The 21,315-nt window shown below is 45.4% G+C and carries 24 protein-coding genes; 8 read left to right on the plus strand and 16 right to left on the minus strand.

Annotated elements, in window-relative coordinates; translation table 11 throughout:
* Nucleotides 1-135: 135 nt before the first annotated feature.
* Genes MC24_RS06715 through panD form a run of 4 tightly spaced genes read right to left on the minus strand, consistent with a single transcriptional unit; the run spans nucleotide 136 to nucleotide 3,851 of the window.
* On the minus strand, nucleotides 136-1,407 hold the full coding sequence (locus tag MC24_RS06715; protein ID WP_038053729.1) for a DUF5693 family protein: 1,272 nt from the start codon (nucleotides 1,405-1,407) through the stop codon (nucleotides 136-138).
* Nucleotides 1,379-2,611 (minus strand): hypothetical protein, encoded by a 1,233-nt coding sequence (locus tag MC24_RS06720; RefSeq protein ID WP_038053732.1) that lies wholly within the window; start codon nucleotides 2,609-2,611, stop codon nucleotides 1,379-1,381. Before MC24_RS06720 ends, MC24_RS06715 begins: the two co-directional genes overlap by 29 nt.
* A complete protein-coding gene (locus MC24_RS06725; RefSeq protein ID WP_038053783.1) occupies nucleotides 2,587-3,501 on the minus strand; it encodes an RluA family pseudouridine synthase in 915 nt (304 codons plus the stop codon). The genes MC24_RS06720 and MC24_RS06725 overlap by 25 nt, the downstream gene beginning before the upstream one ends.
* Nucleotides 3,502-3,506: 5 nt before the next feature.
* Nucleotides 3,507-3,851: an aspartate 1-decarboxylase gene (panD, locus tag MC24_RS06730; protein WP_038053735.1), complete on the minus strand. Its 345-nt coding sequence runs from the start codon at nucleotides 3,849-3,851 to the stop codon at nucleotides 3,507-3,509.
* A gap of 65 nt (nucleotides 3,852-3,916) precedes the next feature.
* On the opposite strand from panD, the gene MC24_RS06735 reads away from it, so the two are divergent.
* Both MC24_RS06735 and MC24_RS06740 read left to right on the plus strand, forming a co-directional pair.
* Entirely contained in the window at nucleotides 3,917-4,681 is a 765-nt protein-coding gene (locus MC24_RS06735) for a class I SAM-dependent methyltransferase (RefSeq protein ID WP_038053785.1), read from the plus strand.
* On the plus strand, nucleotides 4,678-5,034 hold the full coding sequence (locus MC24_RS06740; protein ID WP_038053737.1) for a PadR family transcriptional regulator: 357 nt from the start codon (nucleotides 4,678-4,680) through the stop codon (nucleotides 5,032-5,034). The genes MC24_RS06735 and MC24_RS06740 overlap by 4 nt, the downstream gene beginning before the upstream one ends.
* Here MC24_RS06740 and mtaD read toward each other — a convergent pair.
* A complete protein-coding gene (mtaD, locus tag MC24_RS06745; protein ID WP_038053787.1) occupies nucleotides 5,022-6,242 on the minus strand; it encodes a 5-methylthioadenosine/S-adenosylhomocysteine deaminase in 1,221 nt (406 codons plus the stop codon). The genes MC24_RS06740 and mtaD overlap by 13 nt on opposite strands.
* A 191-nt stretch (nucleotides 6,243-6,433) precedes the next feature.
* The gene (locus MC24_RS06750; RefSeq protein ID WP_038053740.1) at nucleotides 6,434-7,711 is read right to left on the minus strand and encodes an ArsB/NhaD family transporter; all 1,278 of its coding nucleotides are present in this window, start codon (nucleotides 7,709-7,711) and stop codon (nucleotides 6,434-6,436) included.
* A 27-nt stretch (nucleotides 7,712-7,738) separates the two neighbouring features.
* On the opposite strand from MC24_RS06750, the gene MC24_RS06755 reads away from it, so the two are divergent.
* Entirely contained in the window at nucleotides 7,739-8,908 is a 1,170-nt protein-coding gene (locus tag MC24_RS06755; RefSeq protein ID WP_038053743.1) for a TolB family protein, read from the plus strand.
* On the opposite strand, the gene MC24_RS06760 is transcribed toward MC24_RS06755, so the two are convergent.
* Together MC24_RS06760 and MC24_RS06765 are read right to left on the minus strand one after the other, a co-directional pair.
* Nucleotides 8,889-9,320: a restriction endonuclease gene (locus MC24_RS06760; RefSeq protein WP_235280343.1), complete on the minus strand. Its 432-nt coding sequence runs from the start codon at nucleotides 9,318-9,320 to the stop codon at nucleotides 8,889-8,891. The two genes, MC24_RS06755 and MC24_RS06760, sit on opposite strands and share 20 nt — an antisense overlap.
* Complete coding sequence (locus MC24_RS06765) at nucleotides 9,310-9,717, minus strand: hypothetical protein (RefSeq protein ID WP_038053789.1); 408 nt, start codon at nucleotides 9,715-9,717, stop codon at nucleotides 9,310-9,312. Before MC24_RS06765 ends, MC24_RS06760 begins: the two co-directional genes overlap by 11 nt.
* 67 nt (nucleotides 9,718-9,784) lie before the next feature.
* Here MC24_RS06765 and MC24_RS06770 point away from each other — a divergent pair, with 67 nt between their 5' ends.
* The 5 genes from MC24_RS06770 (at nucleotide 9,785) to dnaA (ending at nucleotide 14,434) form a co-directional block, all read left to right on the plus strand.
* A complete protein-coding gene (locus tag MC24_RS06770; RefSeq protein WP_038053747.1) occupies nucleotides 9,785-10,840 on the plus strand; it encodes an AAA family ATPase in 1,056 nt (351 codons plus the stop codon).
* A complete protein-coding gene (locus tag MC24_RS06775; RefSeq protein ID WP_038053750.1) occupies nucleotides 10,837-12,030 on the plus strand; it encodes a vWA domain-containing protein in 1,194 nt (397 codons plus the stop codon). The genes MC24_RS06770 and MC24_RS06775 overlap by 4 nt, the downstream gene beginning before the upstream one ends.
* Complete coding sequence (locus MC24_RS06780; protein WP_038053751.1) at nucleotides 12,027-12,767, plus strand: DUF4895 domain-containing protein; 741 nt, start codon at nucleotides 12,027-12,029, stop codon at nucleotides 12,765-12,767. The genes MC24_RS06775 and MC24_RS06780 overlap by 4 nt, the downstream gene beginning before the upstream one ends.
* A gap of 38 nt (nucleotides 12,768-12,805) precedes the next feature.
* Entirely contained in the window at nucleotides 12,806-12,988 is a 183-nt protein-coding gene (locus MC24_RS06785) for a ferredoxin (protein ID WP_038053753.1), read from the plus strand.
* Nucleotides 12,989-13,111: 123 nt separating this feature from the next.
* A complete protein-coding gene (dnaA, locus tag MC24_RS06790; RefSeq protein WP_011942708.1) occupies nucleotides 13,112-14,434 on the plus strand; it encodes a chromosomal replication initiator protein DnaA in 1,323 nt (440 codons plus the stop codon).
* Here dnaA and trmB read toward each other — a convergent pair.
* The 8 genes from trmB to MC24_RS06830 form a co-directional block, all read right to left on the minus strand.
* Complete coding sequence (trmB, locus tag MC24_RS06795) at nucleotides 14,411-15,352, minus strand: tRNA (guanosine(46)-N7)-methyltransferase TrmB (RefSeq protein ID WP_038053757.1); 942 nt, start codon at nucleotides 15,350-15,352, stop codon at nucleotides 14,411-14,413. The two genes, dnaA and trmB, sit on opposite strands and share 24 nt — an antisense overlap.
* Nucleotides 15,343-16,203 carry a radical SAM protein gene (locus MC24_RS06800; RefSeq protein ID WP_038053760.1) on the minus strand — a complete coding sequence of 287 codons (861 nt, stop codon included), beginning with the start codon at nucleotides 16,201-16,203 and terminating at the stop codon, nucleotides 15,343-15,345. Before MC24_RS06800 ends, trmB begins: the two co-directional genes overlap by 10 nt.
* A complete protein-coding gene (locus tag MC24_RS06805) occupies nucleotides 16,200-17,333 on the minus strand; it encodes a tetratricopeptide repeat protein (protein ID WP_038053762.1) in 1,134 nt (377 codons plus the stop codon). Before MC24_RS06805 ends, MC24_RS06800 begins: the two co-directional genes overlap by 4 nt.
* Nucleotides 17,330-18,826 carry a bifunctional ADP-dependent NAD(P)H-hydrate dehydratase/NAD(P)H-hydrate epimerase gene (locus MC24_RS06810; protein WP_038053765.1) on the minus strand — a complete coding sequence of 499 codons (1,497 nt, stop codon included), beginning with the start codon at nucleotides 18,824-18,826 and terminating at the stop codon, nucleotides 17,330-17,332. Before MC24_RS06810 ends, MC24_RS06805 begins: the two co-directional genes overlap by 4 nt.
* 4 nt (nucleotides 18,827-18,830) lie before the next feature.
* Nucleotides 18,831-19,295, minus strand: coding sequence for a lytic transglycosylase domain-containing protein (locus tag MC24_RS06815; protein WP_038053768.1), 465 nt, complete (start codon nucleotides 19,293-19,295; stop codon nucleotides 18,831-18,833).
* Entirely contained in the window at nucleotides 19,292-20,371 is a 1,080-nt protein-coding gene (locus tag MC24_RS06820) for an iron-containing alcohol dehydrogenase family protein (RefSeq protein ID WP_011942714.1), read from the minus strand. The genes MC24_RS06815 and MC24_RS06820 overlap by 4 nt, the downstream gene beginning before the upstream one ends.
* A 10-nt stretch (nucleotides 20,372-20,381) precedes the next feature.
* Nucleotides 20,382-20,798, minus strand: a complete 417-nt coding sequence (locus tag MC24_RS06825) for an OsmC family protein (protein ID WP_011942715.1) — start codon at nucleotides 20,796-20,798, stop codon at nucleotides 20,382-20,384.
* 9 nt (nucleotides 20,799-20,807) lie between these two features.
* Nucleotides 20,808-21,315 (minus strand): methyl-accepting chemotaxis protein (locus tag MC24_RS06830; RefSeq protein WP_235280346.1); only part of this gene is annotated, 508 nt, incomplete at its 5' end.

Below are 21,315 nucleotides of genomic sequence, written 5' to 3' on the forward strand. Positions count from 1 at the left end.
GTCCCAAGACACGAAACAAAGTCGGTGAAGCTTGCAAAAAGCAAAAACAACAATCCTTTCTGTCCCCGGGGACAGAGGGGGTTTTTCTTTTGCATCTTTATGCGTAGAATATAGCAGTTATTTGTGAATTGTAAATTATTTGGAAGTTAAAAAGCGGTTTAGAAATACCTTCAAAAACAAGAACACAGCATATCCTATAGCGAGGCCAAGAGCGCTCCTGTAGATAGAAACAACCAGGGGCGTTTTAACATGACAGAACGTGTTGAACATTGAAACGAGGGCAATGCTGCCAAAACTTTCTCTGAGAAAATCGTATTCTTTGAATCCCTCCAACCAGAAGAACGGGTAGCACGCAATCTCTTTGAAACGGGGCCGAACCATCAAAATGCTTTCCAGCCAGTCTCTGAGCTTTCTTTCAACTTCCAGTACCCACCCCGAATTTCCCGAACGCATAAGATAATAGAAACCTACAGGAATAGTAAGAAAGAGGAGTGGCAAGTACTTTTTCCAGTTCTTTCTGTTCTCCCAGAGCCCCACAAAAAAGAGAAACCCAGGAAGAAGAACGAGCGAGAGTTTCACCCCGCGGAAATCCAGGATACCGTTGAGATGATAAAGATCACTGAGACTCAGAGACAGAGAGATCGACAGAAGAATAAAACTCAGTACTTTCAACCATTTCTTCTTCGGTACAAAATACGCTGCCAATGTGCCGGAAACAAACAAAAGGGAAACGAACCACTCTTTTGAAAAAGGCAGAACGAGGACTACTAAAAGAAGCAGAGGATTCAGAGAGATTATAAGAAGGATTGGGGGTATCAAAAGGATCCATTTCGGAAAAGAAGGTTCGGATTCTGGAGGTGCCGGAAACGGTACAACTTTTCCTCTGAAATAATTGGAAAGTCCCTGAACGAGGAACTCTTTCTCGTCTATGTCCCTTATCCAGAGTACCTCTACGCTTCGTTCAAGAACGGCTCTTTTGTACCTGTGAAACAGCGCTTCTTCGTCCAAGTTCAGCTTTTCTATCTCTTCGGGTTTCACCGTGTGGACACGAAAGAAAAGACCGTCCTTCTTCAGGAGAACGACTTTTCTGGCGAAATCATAAGAGGGATCGAACTCTACGATTCCAAGCCATTTTCCCTTCAACTTTTCTGCCAGTTCTTGAGGTTCCCAGAAGAGGGGTTCACCTTTGAGAATCACGATCTCGGCTTCCGGTGGCAGGTCTTTTTTACTTGAAAGGTCAAAGAGAATCACCCGCTTTCCATCGATCATGTCATCGAACAGAAAAGAAAACGCCATTCCTTTCCTGTCGTAAGACACTCTTTCTGGAAGAAAGAACACGATGAACACAACAGAGCTCATCAGAAAAATGAGAAAAAGACTATTTCTCAAGTTTGTAAACTTCTTCACCCACTATCACCTCGAGTTCTTCCTTGGTCCAGCCGAAGACCAAGTTCCCTTTCAGGGAAAGTCCACCGATCTGGATTTTCTTTTTTGGTCCTAGATACACGGGAACGGGCCTTTCTTCCACGGTCATCCTGTGTGGCTTGTTCACCACAAAGAAGGCGGTGTTCGTGTTACCGAAGGTATCCGTGGCTTTGACAAAAACAACGTGATGCCCGTCGGGCACCTTCTGGACTTCTCTTCCATCACAGATGTATTCAACTTGAAAAGAGGAAACGTCTTCTATCCTCTCCGGAGAAAGAAGGAGCGGAGGAGTGGTGTCTCTCACCTCGACTTTCATTCTCAAAAAATTTCCAGATTCATCGTAACCGATGAGGTGATAGACACCCGGAAACTCTGGAGAAAACACAGTGAGCTTTTCTCCGGTTGATGGAAGATACCAGTTCACAAGAGACGGTAGAATGAGGCTTCGACCGAACTCAACAGAAGATTGGTACGATCTTTCCGCGAAAGAAACAGGGAGAGTTTCGAGTGAGAGACTGGTGGATTGTCCTATAGAGTCCACCACTTCTATCTCGAGTTTTGTGGCTTCCAAAGTGTGGTACCACAATTTGCCTTTCTTTCCATCCCAGAGTGTGACAAAGGTGGAATCGTCAGTCACATTCAGAAAGACCACCGTTCCGATAAGAGGGTGCCACACCTTTGAGTATCTCACCTCAGGAGGCTCTGGGGTGACGTCTATGGTGCCTTCTATTCTCTTTGGAATCTCAAATTCCTTGAAAAAAAAGGAGAGATAATACTCGAGTTTCTCTTTTGTAATGGGCTCTTTAACAACGACCATGTTGCGTGAAAAGACTTCAACGGGGAACGTGTCGTAAACGAACGTGAGATCTGTGCTGTCGAGAAGCTCGGTGAAAACATCCTTGGGAATTCGGATATCCCCCACATCGACTCCGATCGTCACACCGTTGTTCAGGACAAGAGCCGTGCTGTCTGGAAGATCGAGAGTGATGCCTCGAACCTCTGGAGGAGTGTATATTGTTTCAAGAGAAGCTTTGAAGGGCTCCAGGTCGCGCGAAGTTGTAAAAGGAAAAGTTCTGTTCGTCAACGAAACAATGCCGGTGTTGTTGTAAGTGTTGAAGAGCACTTCCTTAGAAAACAGAAGAAGAGACGAAAGGATGAGAATCAGGAGAGAAATTCTTCTAACCATTCATCACTCCTCTCTTCTAAAAAATTCAAAACGCTGAGAAGATCATCTGGAAGGGGTGCTCTGAAATCCTTCTCCTCTTCAGTCCACGGATCGATGAACTTCATTCTGTAGCTGTGGAGGAACAGTCTTTTCAAACCGTATCTCTTTCGAAATTCCCTGTTGAAATGTCTGTCACCGTAGGTATCGTCTCCCACAACGGGAAAACCTATCTGTGAAAGGTGTCTTCTTATCTGGTGCTTTCTGCCTGTGTGTATTTTCACCCTGAGGAGTGAAACATCTCTCAGAGATTTCACTGAGACGATCTCAGAGATCGCTTCCTGTCCATCGAGAGGAATGGTGATTTTCATGTTGTTCTCAGGAGTTCCTCTCACGAGCGTAACGTATTCTTTCTCTATGTTTCTGTCCTTGAACAACTCTGTGAGAATCCTCGCGGCCTCTCTATCTTTGGCGACAACGAGAAGCCCGGAGGTGTCTTTGTCGAGTCTGTGAACGAGGAACGGTGAAAATCCCTTTTCCTGACCGTAGTGAAGGAGTCCTTCGATCAATGTCGCGACATGAACCCCTTTCCCAGGATGTATGGCTATGTTTGGCGGCTTGTTCAACACAAGATAGTGCTTGCCTTCGTAGAGTACATCGAGTTTCATGGGAACTGGAGTGAGATCTTTCCTCTCGGATCTCTTCGGAAGATTTTCCAGATTCACATACCGGAATTCCACCACATCTCCTTCTTCCAAATCGAAGGAAGGATCCTTCACACGTTTTCCGTTGACATACACTTTTCCCTTTCTGATGAGCTTGTATATCACCGAAAGGGGTACGTCTTTCAACTGGTTCCTCAGAAATTTGTCCAGTCTTCTGTAGAAATTCTCCTTGGTGACTTCTATTCTCATGACTTTCATTTCTCCTGAATGATTTCGTTTTTCTCGTTGAGAACGATCGTTTTCGCTTTCACGGGTTTGTCACTGAAGGTGAAAGCCATGATGATCACTCTGTCACCCTCTTCACCGAGTCTTGCGGCCGCACCGTATAGGTTTATCTCACGGCTTCCCCTCTTTCCCTTTATAACGTATGTTACGAACCTCGCGGCGTTGTTGACGTTCACCACCAGTACGACCTCTCCCTCGCTGATGCCCGCTTTCTCCATCAGCTCTTCGTCTATTTCTATACTTCCTTCGTAGTAAACCTCTTTCCTCGTGATCTTAGCCATGTGAATTTTGGACTTCAGATATATGTTCAGCATCGTTTCACCCTCCCGAAAGATTTTATCATGTGAAGATATGTTATGATTTTACAGAAACACAGGAGGTGGGAATTATTTACAAGCGATTCGCCCGAGTTTTTCACGAAGGGCCGTACACATCGTTTTCAAGGAGAATAGCGAAAAATTTCACCAAAATTCTGGAAAACTTTCATGTTCGAGGAAAAAAAGTATTGGATGTGGCCTGTGGAGAAGGAACGTTTGCTGTGGAAATCGCTAAGCAGGGCTTTGAAGTGGTGGGGATAGACCTTTCACCTGAGATGCTGGAGTTTGCCAGAAAAAGGGCAAAAGAAGAAAGCGTACCTGTGGTTTTTTTGAAAAAAGACATGAGAGAACTCGATTTCCACGAAGAATTCGATATCGTCACCTGCTGGTTCGACAGTCTCAACTATCTTTTGGATTACAGCGATTTGAAAAAAACTTTTGAGAAAGTTCATGAAGCTTTGAAAGCAGGCGGAGCGTTGCTTTTCGACATGAACACCGTTTATGGGCTTTTGATGGCCAATCAGGAAGGCCCCGTGTACATTCAGCAGGATGGAAAGGACATCTTCGAGGTTCAAACCATAGAGTTCGAACTGGAGGAATCCATTGCCACCTTCTATGTGACCGTTTTCGAGAGAAAGCAAGGGAACCTGTGGGAGAGATTCGATGAGATACATAGAGAAAGAGGCTACAGAGTGAAAGAAATCGCGTATGCACTGAGTGACGCGGGGTTTGTGTTTTCTTTTTATGAAGATCTTCTCAGCAAGTCCCCTCTGACCAGCTACAGTAGAAGACTGTGGTGCGTTGCGAGGAAGGTGAGCGCAGGATGAGACACAGAGGCGGGAGAGGATTCCGGGGCTGGTGGCTTGCCAGTACCATTCTTTTACTCGTAGCGGAGAAGCCTTCTCACGGATACGAGCTCGCAGAGAGGCTCTCAGAGTTTGGTATTGAGATACCCGGAATCGGTCACATGGGCAACATTTACCGTGTACTCTCCGATCTTGAAGAGAGCGGGCTTCTCAGCACCGAGTGGGATACAACGGTCAGCCCTCCCAGAAAGATCTACAGGATCACCCCGCAGGGGAAACTCTATCTCAAAGAGATATTGAGGTCTCTGGAGGATATGAAGAGAAGAATAGAAACACTCGAAGAAAGAATAAAGAGAGTGCTTCAGGAAGAATAGAGTTCTTTTTCTATACGGGCCAGTTCTCTTTTCACTTCTTCTGAATCTATGGTCGGGTACTCTCCATCGAAGTAGATCCATTTTCCAGCGACCATCGTGGCGAAAACTTCACCGCTGAAAGCGTGAACGAGGTGGTTTTTTATGTTCTGAACTGGAAACATTTCGGGGAGGTCGAGATCTATTACCACAAGATCGGCGTTCCAGCCTTCTTCAATCTTTCCACTTTTGAATCCCATCGCTTGTGCTCCATCGTACGTTGCCATTTTCAAACATGTGTTCACATCCAAATTGTGCGGATTCTCTGCCTTCTGAAGGAGACTCGCGAGTCTCATTTCGAAGAACAGATTCAGAGAGTTGTTGCTCGCCGCTCCATCCGTGCCGAGGGTAACTTTCATCCCGTGCTCTGCCATTCTCTGAACGGGTGCTATCCCGTTTCCGAGTTTCAGGTTGCTCGTGGGATTGTGAGAAACGAAAAATGGAACATCTTTCAGGACATCGAAATATCTCTCGGGAAGATGAACACAATGGGCCGCAATGGTCTTCACTTCTTTCAAGCCAATGTTCAAAATATCCTCTAGGTCGTAATTTTCTCTGGAAGTCTCATAAAGATGAATCGTTACGGGGGCGTTCAGAGACTTCGCAGTGTCGAAGACTCTCTTCAGATATTTTTCAGAACAAAGGTAAGGTGAGTGAGGACCGAATCCAACGAGGATCCTCTCTTCAAAGCCGTTCCACTCGTTGTAGAGCTTCAAATTCTCTTCAAGACGTCCGCCATCGTCTCCATTGTTGTCCACAAGTCCTCGTGTCAAAAGGGCCCTCATTCCAAAATCCCTGACCGCTTTCGCAATCCATTCTTCGTGGAAATACATATCGACAAAGCCGGCGATACCATGTCTTGCCATTTCCATCTGGGCAAGGATCGTACCGTAGTAGGCCATCTTCTCCGTCAATCTGTCTTCTATTGGAAGCACCTTAGAGAAGAGCCACTCTTCGAAACTGAGATCTTCTGCAACTCCTCTCAGAAGAGTCATCGGAGCGTGAGTGTGCGTGTTGAAAAGAGCCGGCATGACAAGTTTGCCGGAGAGATCCAGATCGACCTTCAGTTCTCCCTGGACCACTCGTTTTATCGTGCCGTTTTCGATCTCCACAGCTCCCCAGAAAGGTTCAGAAGAAAAATCCTTCAGTATCAGACAATTTCCTATGATCATTTTTCCCACCCTTTTCATAAAGCAAGGAGAATTTCGAGAGAGTTGAGATCTCCAGCTATCCCCCTTTTCATCAAAAACCGGCATCTCCTGTATGTTGTTGATCATCAACTTCAGAGCTTTTTCCAACGGTGTATCCACGTAAGTGTACACAGGATCCAATTACAGACGTCTTTCACCTTCACGATCCCATCTCAATATCTGATCAGCAGGTAGATTCCTGACACAAGAAGACTGAGTATGAGCACAGGAAAACCTATCTTGAAATACTCCCAAAAAGTTATATGCTTTCTGTCTGCTATGAGAGAAGTTCCTACCACGTTCGCGGACGCACCGATCAGGGTTCCGTTTCCTCCGAAACATGCTCCCAGAGAGAGAGCCCACCAAAGGGGTCTTAGATCAGAAAACGTCTCCGGAGCCAAAACTGCGAGTTTCCTTATCACTGGAATCATGGTGGCAGTGAACGGTATGTTGTCAACGAAAGCGGAGCTCAACCCGGATATTCCCAGGACAGATATCAAGGTACTTTCCATCTTTCCTTTTGAAAGCCTGATAACGAATTCTGATATTCTTTCGAGAACACCGGCATCTTCAAGGGCACCAACAACGAGGAAAAGACCTATGAAGAAAAAGATAACACCCCATTCGATCTCTTTGAACACATCCTCTATATCTTTTTTCTTTAAGAAGGCAAGCGAGAGGAAACCAGCGAGCAAAGCAACCTCGAAACTCTCAAGTCCAAGCGGTTTCTGAAAAGAGAAGAGAACAAGAACGATCAGAGTCAGTATTATGGAGAGATAAAACAGCTTTTTGTCAACGATGGCCCTACGGGGATCGAAGCCTTTGACCACTTCTACCGGTATTTTTCTGAATATAACTCTTCTGTAAACAGCGGAAAGAAAGATCAGGGTAACGATGAGAGTCAGAACAGCAGCGGGCGCCACGTTGATCACAAAATCGAGGAAATGAAGTTTTGCCGCGGAAGCGATCATGATGTTTGGAGGGTCTCCTATCATCGTAGCGGTACCACCTATGTTCGAAGATATGATCTCCGATATCACAAAGGGAACGGGATCCAAATCCACCGTATCGCAAACTACCAGAGTTACAGGGACGAACACCAGAATCGTTGTTACGTTGTCCAAAAAAGAGGAGAGAAGAGCCACAAGGAAATTTATTGAAACAAAGAAGAAAAACACGCTTCCTCTGGAAAGTTTTATAGAGTACAGTCCCAAAAAATGAAACAGGCCACTTCTTTTTGTAACGGACACGAAGATCATCATTCCAATCAAGAGAAATATCGTGTTGAAATCCACATACCTTACCAGCGCTTCTATGGGATCTTTGAACACAAGAAAGAGGGCAGCACTTCCTCCGAGCATGGTGATGACCGCTCTGTGGTGTTTTTCCAGAATGATGAAGAGGTATACTATTATAAAGATCAGAAGTGAAACAACGGCATCTTCGAACAAAATATCTCCTCCGGAGGTAAGAGATCAATGAAAAAGATGTTTTTGTTTATCTTTGCTATTATACCCCTGTTTTCTTTCTCTGTTGTAACCCTCAATTTAAGTATGTTCAGCACCGAAGAGGCTTCTTCCGTTCTCGCAGATGTTCAGAAGAAGATTCTGGAGCTTCTGCCGAAAGAGGCAACGATCACAACCTCTTCGACTGCAACGTTTTCGATGACGTTTTTCCTTTCTTACGACGCAACGGGCAACCTCTATGTGGGAGAGTGGAAACACGGGGGTGAAGTTGCAAGGTACGAGTACAATCCCAGAGGCTACAAATACTACAGGGATTTCTTGATGGAATGTGCTTCCTTTCCTCTGGAGAAAGTCTCTTTCTACCTCTTTTCCAAAAACGAATTTCCAGACGTATTCAGGCTCACCTATCATCCCGCACTCGATGAGTACTGCGATTTTTCAAGCAGATACTTGGTTTTCTCTTCTGAAAGACTCTCCGGCAACAGGAATTTGTTCTTGATCGACAGGCAAAACGGAGAACTCATTCCGATGCCCATTTACGACAGCAGTGAGTACTTTCCGAGAATATCACCGGGCGAAAGATACCTGCTTTTTCAGGGCTCACTCCATGGAAACTGGAACATTTACCACATGCCGCTCTCACCTGATTACTCAAAGAAGATACAACTCATCTCACGCGGCAGGTACGCTTCGTACAATCCGAACTGGATCGACAACAGCATGGTGGTTTACGTTCAGGAAGATGCAACTTCGAATCATTTGGTTGTAAAAGACCTGACAGCAATGAAGGAAAAGACGTACTATCTTCCGTTCGACTGGGTTTTCACGCCGGTCAAGGGGAAGCAGGGTATCGTGTTCGTGGGACTCAAAGAGTCAAACTTCGGAATATACGAATTGCTTCCCGATGGAACGGTGACGGTTCTCGAGGACAGTCCTTACAACGAATTCGATCCGGACGTGTTTGAAAACTATCTGATCTTTTCCTCTAACAGAGACGGGGTTTTCAGAATCTATGCGAAGGATCTGGTTTCTGGAAAGGTGTGGTGCCTCACCGAAAACATCCCTTACGACACATTCTATCCCGCTTTCTCTGAAGATGGAAAACTCGTAGCCTTTTCCGTGTACAGTAAAGGAAGCGAACCGGATATATGGATCGTTCGTTTCAGAACTCCTCAGGATTGATGTTTTTTATAACATGAACCTTCTTTATGAATCCGCCTGATCTTTTCAGTCCATCTAGTTCTTCTTTCAAGCTATTGGAAAGCTCGTTGTTCGTGAAGATGCCAACCTCTGTGGCACCGTAGATATAGGCCGCTGCTACGAGTTCCTTCACGACCTCCTTCTCCACGGTGGAATTTCTCTTTTTCACCTGGAAAATCACCGTGCTTCCTTTCCTTTTCGCAACGATATCCGCTCCGAAATCCTTGCTCTTTCGCGTCGTTCTCACCGATCTGAAACCGTGCTCTTTCAGATATTCCTTAGCGAATTCTTCAAACTGATACGGATTCTTAAGACCCACCTCAAGAAGGTCTCTGAGGTCTTTTTTTCTCCTCCTTCTCCATAGCACGAGGAAAACAAGAAGGCTAAAAGACAACAGACTCAAAATGACGTAAATCATTCACTTTCACCTTCGTTTTGTGTATTTTCGAATTTCTCCTCATTCTTTCGAACGCTTCCAGAGATTCCTTCGTGATGGAAGAATAGACCACTCTGATGTCACGTGCTCTGTTCATGTACGCCATGTAGAGGATTTCTTTTACCACATCGAAGTTCACGCCTCCTACACAGATGATGATCTTTCTGAGGCCTTTTTTGATCAGAAACACTTCACAACCGTTCACCGTTTTATGGAAGATCTGATATCTTCTGCTTTCGTAGTATCTTTTTACAGTTCGGCAAACGGTTTCCACATCGACCTTTTTCCTTTTCTCAACCAGATCCAAGATGAAAACAATAAAAATAACGATCGCCGTAAGTACGATTCCAAGTATCTTCACCTTACCACCCCATCCAGAAATACATGATATCATTTGAAAATGGAGAAAGGAAGGTGAAACGGTGCGTGTAGAAGAGGCAAAGTACCTTGCAAAAAAGATCATGATGGCCGGTGAGATACCGCTTCTGGTAGGGCATTTCGGTGTGGGGAAGACGGATATCGCCAGAGACATAGCCAAGGAGACCGGAAGAGAATTGATCATCCTGGTTCTTTCTCAGATGGAACCAGGTGATTTGATAGGGCTTCCTGCTCGCTCGGAAGAGAAAACCGTTTTTTTAAAACCAGACTGGTGGCCAGAGGGCGGTGATACGATTCTTTTCCTTGATGAGATAAACAGGGCCCATCGTTCTGTCAGAAATGCTATCATGCAGCTTCTCGTGGATAGAAGAATTCACAACCATATATTGCCTGAAGGAACGTGGGTCATGGCGGCTATGAATCCCCCAGAGGAAGAGTACGACCAGGCCGATCTCATCACAGATCCCGCGTTCATATCTCGCTTCTTCATTCTGGAAGTGAACCCGGACGTTTCCGAGTGGTTGGAATGGGCTGAGAAGAACAGCTTATCGAAAGAAGTGAGAGACTTCATAAGGAACTACCCTGAGTTTCTCTTCTCCGAAAGAAGTCTCTCTCTGAAAACCTCTCTGAAACCTTCTCCAAGAAGCTGGCATAAACTCTCAAATGTGTTGAAAACCTTGACAGATGAGGAAAAGGAGAGGTACGGCTACATTGTTGCGGCGGGAATCGTGGGTCCAGAGGCTGCAAAGGCCTTTTATGATTCGTTCTTTCAAAGAGCGAAAGTTCCTTCTGTGGAAAGTGTTCTCTTTGATGGAAGGATGGAAAATCTGGAAGATATACACGCTTCGAACACCCTTGTTCTCAGGATAGTCGATTTCTTCAGCAAAGCGGACGTGAGAACTCTTGAAAGACACCTGGACGACGTATCGAAGAATCTGGTCAGACTTTCTGAAACCATGCCCAGGGAATCCTTTTACGGTGTTTTAAGGTTTCTGGTCGATGAAGCCCAGAAAGAAGGAGAAAGGTCCTGGATTTTCGATAAAATACTTGAAAAGATGCTGGAAAGAGAAGACATGAGAAAAATGGTGAACGAACTATGAAGGGTGAAGATATCCTCAAAAAGGCTTTGCTGAACATAGGAAAAGAGTCACCGTTCTATTATTACGTTCTTCTCGGTGTCAGGCTGGCGCCATCGAAGAACATAAGAAATCTGAAGCTCTCTTTCTCTACAACCGGAGACGTGATGTTGCTTTACAATCCGGAGGCAATAGAAAAAAAGCCTCTGAGAATGGTTCAAGCCCTTCTGATACACGAGGTCATGCACATCGTTCTCCAGCACTTTCGAATAAAGCCTAAGGACGAAAGAGACAGAAAGATATGGGATCTTTCCATGGATGCCGCTATAAACCAATACATCCCGGAGCTTGCAGCCTTTGGGATACCGCTCGACGTACTCGTGAAAGAGGGTCACGCAACGGACAACGATACTCTCTTCGTAATACCACCGGAGTGGATGATGTTTGAAAACACTGAAGCTTATCACAAATGGATCCTGGAGGAGATGGAAAGACTCGGAAGGTACGATGTGGAAGTGGTGGCAGAGTTTCGGGATAACGTCGACGACCACTCGGGACTGTTCGAGGAAGACGTTCCAGTTGAGATGATCCTCGATCTCACAAAAGACAGAACCAAAAAAGCTTTCAACCTCTTTGGAGATACTCTTCCCTCCGGAGTAAAAAGAGAAGTTTCGCTCTCTCTTGAAAATCCAGAACTGGACTGGAAGACGCTCCTCAGGAGGTTCTTTGGTGTTTCGATAAAAGCGGATCGCTACACAACTCCGTTGAAGCCAAACAGAAGGTACGATCACCTTCCCGGCTGGAGAAGCGAGTACCTTCCAAGAATAGCTGCTGTGGTGGACACCAGCGGAAGTATTGTGGAGAATGAGTTAAACCAGTTCATTTCCGAGCTCGAGAAGATCTCGAATATAGCAGGAGAAGAACTCTGGCTCGTTCAGGTTGACAGAAGCGTCACATCGGCTATGAAGTACAGATCCGGAAAGTGGAAGGATCTGGAGATCGTGGGAGGAGGAAGCACCGATCTTCAACCAGCGATCGATTACTCAGAAAGGGTCCTCAGGTCGGAAGGAACAGTTGTCTTCACGGATGGTCACACCGACGTTCCGATCGCAAGGAGAAGAATCCTTTTCGTGCTTTCAAGGTATCACAACGAAGAATTTCTCAAGGAAGCGAGAAAGATGTACGGAAAAGATGCGGTGGTGGTCCTCTCATGAAAAAAGAACTGGAACTTCTTCTTAAGGAAACATCGGTACACAACCCTCTTAAAGACTACGAGAGTAAGCTTGACAACGTGCATCTCCATGCTTTTGTGCTCAGAATAAAGAGACATCGGTTTCCATCGCTGTTTCTCATGGTTGATTCGTCCGACAGAAGACTGCTGAATCTCTCCGTTGAAGATCCCTTCGATAGAGAACCGTGCATATACAGGGTGGAGACAAATGTACCAGAATCCATGGTCACTTTCTACACAAAGCTGTTCGAAAAGGTGGATTCGATTTCCGCGGGAATATTCAGGATGCCACTGAAGGTGAAGGTTTTGAGATCTACCGGAAATGAAAGCTGGCTTCAGAAGATATTCCTTCAGGAAAAAGTGAAGAACATGGAGTTCTTTCTCTTTCAAAACAGGGTATCTGACGAAAATCTGGAAAAGATGATGAAACTTTTAAAATCGCGGCTGAAGATCATCCTGAGAAACGAGGGAATTGATGTGTTTCTTGAAGATCCAGAGTGGGTAGATAAAGAACACATCTCGCTGCTCCATGAAATGGGAGTGGTTTTGAGGAAGAAAAAGGGAATTCAACCTGCGCAGAATCCTATGGAACAGGCCTTTCTCACATTGAGAATAGGATACGATCAGTTCTTCGGAGAAGACTTTGACATGGAATCTTTTGTGAAAGACTTTATGGAAAAATTGAAAAGGATGTATGAGGTACTCGTTTCGATGTTATAATAAATATCGTGCAAAAACCTTTTAAGGAGGGACGAAACATGAAGGTAAGAGTTGACGCAGATGCCTGCATTGGATGTGGAGTTTGTGAGAACCTCTGTCCTGACGTTTTCCAGCTCAGTGACGATGGAAAGGCAAAGGTCCTTCAGCCTGAAACAGATCTTCCCTGCGCAAAGGACGCCGCTGACAGCTGTCCAACCGGAGCTATCAGCGTGGAAGAGTGAAGTAAGGGGTGGGGTTCCACCCCTTTAGAAATTTTTCAGATCTGTTTCTTTTTCTCCGTTGATTTTTCGAGTGTATCTGTTGGATAATTAATCCAGTCACTCCTCGTTTGGGGGTCCTCCATTATGAAAGAGAGAATACTCCAGGAAATAAAGACCAGGGTAAACAGAAAAAGCTGGGAACTCTGGTTCAGTTCTTTTGATGTGAGATCGATAGAGGGTAACAAGGTTGTCTTCTCGGTCGGTAATCTTTTCATAAAAGAATGGCTGGAGAAGAAGTATCATTCTGTTCTCTCAAAAGCCGTGAAAGTTGTGCTCGGAAACGACGCCACTTTTGAAATCACTTACGAAGCCTTTGAACCTCACTCCTCTTACAGCGAACCTCTTGTGAAGAAAAGAGCGGTGCTTCTCACACCACTGAATCCTGATTACACCTTCGAAAATTTCGTCGTTGGTCCGGGAAATTCGTTTGCTTATCACGCCGCTCTCGAAGTGGCAAAACATCCAGGAAGATACAATCCACTCTTCATATACGGTGGTGTCGGACTTGGGAAGACGCACCTTCTTCAGTCGATAGGGAACTACGTTGTCCAGAACGAACCAGATCTGAGGGTGATGTACATCACCAGTGAGAAATTCTTGAACGACCTTGTTGACAGTATGAAGGAAGGAAAGCTGAATGAATTCAGGGAGAAATACAGAAAAAAGGTTGATATTCTTCTCATAGACGATGTCCAGTTTCTCATAGGAAAGACAGGGGTTCAGACGGAACTGTTCCACACCTTCAACGAACTGCACGATTCCGGAAAACAAATCGTCATTTGTTCAGACAGAGAACCTCAAAAATTGAGTGAGTTTCAGGATAGGCTGGTTTCCAGATTTCAAATGGGGCTCGTGGCGAAGTTAGAGCCCCCCGACGAGGAAACGAGGAAGAGCATTGCGAAAAAGATGCTTGAAATCGAGCATGGTGAACTTCCTGAAGAAGTTCTGAATTTTGTCGCAGAGAACGTGGACGATAACCTGCGAAGACTCAGAGGAGCCATTATAAAGCTTCTGGTTTACAAGGAAACGACGGGAAAAGAGGTCGATCTGAGAGAAGCCATCTTGCTCCTGAAAGACTTCATAAAGCCAAACAGAGTAAAAGCCATGGATCCAATAGATGAACTCATAGAGATCGTTGCAAAAGTAACTGGTGTTTCACGTGAAGAGATCCTTTCCAACAACAGAAACGTTAAGGCTCTCACAGCCAGACGAATTGGTATGTACGTGGCCAAGAACCATCTGAATAGTTCTCTGAGAACGATAGCGGAGAAATTCAACAGGTCACACCCTGTTGTTTTAGACAGTGTCAAAAGAGTCAAAGATTCCCTCCTCAAAGGGAACAAACAACTGAAGAGCCTGATCGATGAAGTGATAGGAGAGATTTCAAAAAGAGCCCTGAGCGGTTAACTCCTCGATGATTCTCCTGAGGGACCATTTCAGGGCAGGTGTTCTGTAGGGATCAGAACCTTCGTCCAACTTCAAAACCCATTTGCCGTCTCTTCCGGAAAGATTGAGATAGTACATTTGCTGGAAACCTCCTTCGTCAGTGGAGATCACCTTCAGAAGATAATCGTTGTCTCTGTACACCTTTTTCACGACGAAGATCTTGTTTTCATCTTTGAACACCTTTCCTTCCAGTTCTTTCAGCTTTTCCCAGGTGACATTGCCTTCGAACACACTGTGAGCCATGTTGTTTTCACCCTCCATCAGTCTTTTTACAATTCCACTCTTCACTTTTCTTGCGACGATCAGATAGGTCTTCTTCCCTTGAGACTTCCACTTTCTTTCGTAGCGGGTTTCTACATCTCTTCTGAAGTTCTCTTCGAACACATCTACGACAAAATACTCTGAACTCTCGAAAGTGTCTAAAACTTCCCGTGCGTACCATTCTTCATCGGTTGCAAACTCCACCGTGCCATCCATCTCCAGGACAGCAGAGAGCGTTTGGAGAAAGTCATAGCTGGTGATTCTTCGATCTTCGTGTCTTTTCTTTGGCCATGGACATGGAAAGTTGATGTAGACCTTTTCCACACTGCTGTCGGGAAACAGTTCTCTCAGACCAAACCTGGCATCTACCTTCACAAGTCGAACATTTTTCAGATTGTACCTTTTGAACTTTTTCTGTGCTTTTACGAAGGAAGTGATGGATAGCTCAAAACCAACGAAGTCTTTTTCCGGATGCCTTCTTGCAAGTTCTGTCAGGAATTCCCCGTTTCCAAAACCAACCTCAACCACTATCTTCGCTTTCCTGCCGAATATTTCAGACCAGTCGAGAGGGAATCTGGGAAAGTTTTGAGGTTTCAGTTCGTATTCTGTTACAACCACATCAGCCACCTCTCTACTTCTATGAGATTGAGCTTTTTCTTTTTCGCATATTCCACGACTTTCAGATATTCGCTTCTGGTGATGAATCTATTGAGTCCATATTCTTTCGCTCTGTACGACGGGTGAAACTGCGCCATGATGTTCACAAGTGGTTTTGGCTCCAGTGTTGAAAGCAGGTCGATCACACCAAAGCTGTTTTCAAGGAAACCGGGAAGAACAAGGTGTCTCACAAGAACTCCCTTTTTCATAACACCGTTTCTCATCACGTGTTCTCCCACCTGATCGATCATAACCTTCAGGGCTTCCAGAGCGAATCTTGGATAGTCTTTCACACCAGAGAGTTTTTCTCCAAGTTCAGGATCACTGTACTTGAAATCCGGCATGTAGATATCGACGAACCCTTCAAGAGAAGCTATGGTATCGACGGATTCGTACCCCCCGCAGTTGTAAACAACGGGAATTTTTCTGTCCATTCTCTCGAGGGCATCGATTATGAAAGGTACCTGGTGAGTGGGAGTCACCAGGTTGAGATTTTCCACACCCATATCCTGAAGTTTCATGAATATCTTCAAAAGATCTTCAACTGTTATTTCTTCTCCTATACCCAGCTGACTGATTTCATAGTTCTGACAGTAGACACATTTGAGATTGCAGTAGGTGAAAAAGACGGTTCCACTTCCATTACGGCCAACGAGTATTCTTTCCTCTCCAAAATGAGGCCCCCAGGAAGAAACAACGGGAGAGCTTGTTACTCCACAGGCTCCTTTTTCTCCCTTGAGTCTGTTCACTCCACAATTTCTGGGACAGAGATCACACTTTTCAAGTTTCCTGTAGAAAAGTTCACTCTTCACAGCCTCTTCAAAAAGTACTCCGCGTCGTCCGCGTACTCGCTATCTGGGAAAAGCTTTATGAATTCCTCAAAGAGCGAACGAGCGGTCGATGTATCGCCTTTGTAGTAGTAACTCAAAGCCCTGTAATAGTAAACATCATCTTTGAAATAGACGTCGTCTTCCCCAACTTCCTTTATGGCAACTTCAAACCTGTTAATGGCTTCATCGTAGTCTCTTCTCAGATAGAACATGTAACCCAGAAACCACAGACCCTTCGCTCTTTCTATTCGATCTTCCCGTGCGGTAACGTAAACAACAGATACTGAAGGTTCTTCGCTCGAAGTTTTTGCTACAGCGGATTCGATCCTGGAGAGTCTGGATTCCAGATTCGTCAGAGCCTCTCTAAGAGATTCTATGTTCTCAGAGATGGAGCTCATGTTTTCTTGCAAGACGCTGAAATTCTCTTCAAGGGAATCGTTTATCTTTCCCAGATTTTCTGTGAGAACAACGATGTTCGCTAAGATATCTTCGATACGCTGTTCGACAGGTTTAATATTTACCTCACTCTCAGAGGATGGCACATTCACTTCTATGCGTGAGGGAAGGATGTAAAAAGCGAGTATCGTTGTGACAAGTAGTGCAACCAAAAGAGAAAGTGTGAACACTTCGAAAACACCTATCCTCCGAGAGGAAACTTTGGTTTCGATCAGAGCGGGGTGCGTTCTGTCAAGGCTCAAAAGAAGCTTTCGATACTTTTCAATCGCCCTCTTTTCGTTTCTCTGAAGAGCAAGCTTGTATCTCAGAGCTATTACTTCCACGAGTTCAGGATAGTCTTTGACGATCGATTCGAGTATGGAGGCAGCTCCCTGAAAATTCTTTCGCTCCATCTCCTTGAGGGCTTCTTCTGTTTCTTTCGAATAGTCTATATTCAGTTGGTTCATTGCGTACTCGTAGTACTCTTTGTATTTCTCTCTGAATTCATCCGGCAAGTTTTCATAGAGCCTTTTCACAGCCTTCCAGTTCCTGGCAGCATACTCTACTTCCAGTTCAAGATGGGGAAACTCTTCTGGAAAGAGGGAGAGCAAATTTCTTGCTTCGGTGATTCTTTTCTCACTGATGAGATCCCTCACGATTTTTTCCAGAACATTCATTCTCTCAACCTCCTTATAGCCTCGGGTATGAGGTGTAACAGTTCAGAAGCGGTGAGACCTCTCTCATCCTGCTCAAAAAGCTCTGCGGCAAAACCGTGGAGATACACAGAAACCGCGGAAGCTTCGAGAGGAGAAAGTCCCTGTGCCATAAAGCCGGCTATCATCCCTGTTAGAACGTCTCCACTTCCCCCCTTTGAGAGGCCCGTGTTTCCCGTTATATTGAACAGAGTTCTCACACCGTCCGTTACAATGGTGGTAGCAGATTTCAAAACCAACACGCAACCGTTCTCCTTTGAGAACTCCTCGGCCAGTTCGTAATTGTACTTAACGTCCCCAATGGTTTTTCTCACGAGTCTTGCCATTTCCCCAGGATGCGGAGTTAACACCGCCGAGGATTTTCTCTCTTTCAAAACTGAGGAATCCAAAACGTTAATGGCATCGGCATCGATGACAACCGGTTTTTCGAGTGTCTTCAGAAACTCGTTGACAAATTCTCTCACGTGCTCGTTGTTTCCAAGACCCGGTCCGATGGCTACCACATCCACATCTTTTGATAGATCCAGACATTCCTGAATATTCCGTGGACCGAAGAAACCTTTTTCTGTATCCACAGGAATGGAAATGAGTTCTGGAAATCTCGAAATAGCGATCAGATTCTGTGGAAAAGGAACTGCGAGTTTCACAAGACCTGTTCCCACTTTCAAGGCCCCCATTCCAGAAAGCACGGGAGCTCCGGAGTACAATCTGGACCCTGCTATTATCAGCACTTTTCCGTAGGTTCCCTTGTGGGAATCTCTGGGACGCTCTGGCAGAAGAGAGCGAACCATTTCCCGCGTTATCACATATCGATTGATCGAATCCATCAGGTAAACAGGATGACCTATGTTGGCGACTTTGAGTTTTCCCGTGTGATCTCTTCCCGGAAAGAGAATGTGACCTATCTTTGGAACTCCAAAGGTAACCGTGAGATCCGCTTTCACCGCTACTCCAAGAACCTTACCTGTGTTCGAATCTACTCCCGATGGGATGTCAACAGAAACAACTATTTTTCCCGATTTATTTACGAGATCTATCATCTCAGCGTACTCTCCTGTGATTTCCCCTCTCAGGCCCGTTCCAAAAATGGCGTCAACCACCACATCGAATTCGTTCAGAAGGAAGGGTTCGAATTTATCTACTACTTTTCCTCCGAATTTTTTGTAAAGACCGTAATTGTATTCACAATCGGGAGTTTTTTTCTTTCCAAGAGAGACAACCAGAACATCTTTCGCCGTACCGAGGAGATTTCTGGCTACGACAAAGCCGTCTCCTCCATTGTTTCCTCCCCCGCAAAGAACCAGGAATCTGTAATCAGAAAGATTCCCAAGTTCTTCTTCCATCGCGAGAACAACAGAAATCCCTGCTCGTTCCATGAGGATTCTCGAATCCACGCCGTATTCTTTTATCGTTAATTCGTCGATCTCTTTCATCTCTTGAGCGGTTGCCACTCTCACTTTCTCACCTCTCATTGTAGAGGAAACGGTATATGAGATAGGTCCTCTTCACTTTTTTCAAGTATCTTCTCGCACTGTCCAGATTTCTTCCTTCGTCCAGAGCAGTTGGCCCTATGTTGTAAGCCATGATAGCTTTGTCGAGATCCCCGTACAGATCTTTCAAAAATCTCAGATAAACGATTCCGTAGATTATGTTTCCCTCTGGATCCTTGAAATCCTCCTCCAGAGAAAATTTCTTTTTCAACCAGACGGCCGTTGAAGGCATGATCTGCATGAGACCAAAGGCCCCAAGCGAAGAAACCGCGTTTTTATCAAAACTACTCTCCACCCATATGATACTTTGAATGAGAAGAGGATCGAGATCGTTGGAATTTTTGGATATGAAATCGTAATAATCATCCGGGAACAATCTGTAGAGATTCGCTATAAACACAAGAACAAACAAAAAACACAGAAAGAAACTCCTCACACCCCGAGGGCCTCCCTGTATATGTTTCTGATCTTCTCGGGAGTGAAAGTACCAGGTGTGTTGGTCAAGTGTTTCGCTTTGGAACCCTTTTCGACCCACTTCTCCAGTTCTTCAGAGGAGACTGTTACTTTTTCATAAAGCCCAAGCTCTTTCAGAAATCTCAAAAGACTGCCACCGAATATGTGGTTCACCGTGGTCACTTTTTCTGGAATTTCTTCTTTCATTACTTCCATGACAAACGGGAGCACCATACCTGTCGCCTTTCCGTGTTTTATTCCCTTCTCCACTGTCAGAGGATAACCCAGAGCGTGCGCCAATGTGGTTCCAGTTTGCGCAATCACCATTCCAGCAAGGCAGGAGGCCACGAACATCTTCTTTCTGGCTTCTCTGTTTCCTTCAATGGCCTTCGGTAAATTCCTGTGTATTATCTTCATGGCTTCGATCGCGAGGGCATCAGAGGGCGGTGTGCTCTTTCTGGAGAGGAATCCCTCGACCGCGTGGGAAAGCGCATCAACTCCAGTTGACAGAGCCAGTTTATCAGACATGAAATAGGTGTATCCGGGATCGAGAAACGCGTACACCGGGAACATGAGTGTACAACCTCTTTTGTTTCCTTCTGGATCGGTGAGAATGGAATACGGCGTGACCTCACTACCCGTTCCGGCGGTGGTCGGTATCTCCACAACTGGAAGCCAGTGCTTCACTTTTTCTCTATCGTACAGATCTTCAACGGAAAGATCTTTTTCTTTCAAAAGCACGGCCACCGCTTTGGCGAAATCCATTGGACTTCCTCCACCGAGTCCCACGACAAAATCGAAAGAATCGTTTCTGTACCTCTCAACAGCTTTCATGACGTTATCGAAAGACGGATTCTCCTCGACTTCATCGAAAATCTCGTAGGATATTCCTGTTTCGTTGAGAAGCTTTCTCAGATCATCAAGGGATCCATTCTTCTTCGAAGAAGATTTACCGGTCACCACCAGGGCCCTTTTTCCAAGAATATCTATTATGCTTCCTTTTTTTTCGAGGATCTTTTCTCCAAAAAAGACATCTGTGGGCATGTAGAATTCCCACATGAATACCACCTCAATTCTCGTAAACGATCTCGTAAGTTACCTTCGAAGAGCACTTCAAAATGGCAGAGACACTGCAATATTTCTCCTGGGAGAGCTGAACGGCTTTCTCAACCTTGTCCTTCGGGGGCTCTCCATCGAACTTGAAGATGTACTTCAGGTGCACTCTGGTGAATATGCGAGGATGTTCTTCCGCGCGTTCGTACTCAATTTCTATCCTGAAATCTTTCATCTGATCAATCACTTTCATTTTTTTCAAAATTGAAACCACGTCCATGCCAGTACATCCCATGAGTCCGGTGAGAACGAGCTCAAGAGGTCGGGGAGCAGCGTCCTTTCCCCCGACCTCTTCTTTTGCATCCATGAGAACATCATGATTCGAGTCCGTTCTTACATGAAACATCATATTCCCTATCCATCGTGCTTGCATTTTTTCACCTCACACCTTGAACTTTTGAACGAGCGTTGAGAGCTGTTCAGAGAGGGAAGAGAGTTTTTCGGCAGCCTCTGAGACTCTGGCAGCAGACTCGGTCTGGTTTTCTATGAGAGACTCCATCCTGTTCAGGCTTTCCACAACCCCTTCAACGATCTTTGTGACGTTGTCCATGGCACTTGCCATCTCTTCTGCAGCTGCCCCCTGCTCCTGCGCTGTCGCTGCCGTGTTCTCTATCATGCTGTTGATCTCTTCTATCCTTCCAAGGATCTCCCTGAATCTCTTCGTCACTTCTTCTCCCATCACCGCTATCTCGTCCACTCCTTCGAACATCTCTTTCGAGCCGTTCTCCACGTGTTCTATCGTTGCCCTCAAACTGCTCAACATCTTCGCTATGTCTTCTGTCGCCCTCTGGCTCTCTTCTGCAAGTTTCCTTATCTCGTCTGCCACAACCGCAAAGCCCCTTCCCGCTTCCCCAGCTCGAGCTGCTTCTATCGCTGCGTTCAACGCGAGC

Source organism: Thermotoga sp. Mc24, from assembly GCF_000784835.1.
GTDB lineage: Bacteria > Thermotogota > Thermotogae > Thermotogales > Thermotogaceae > Thermotoga.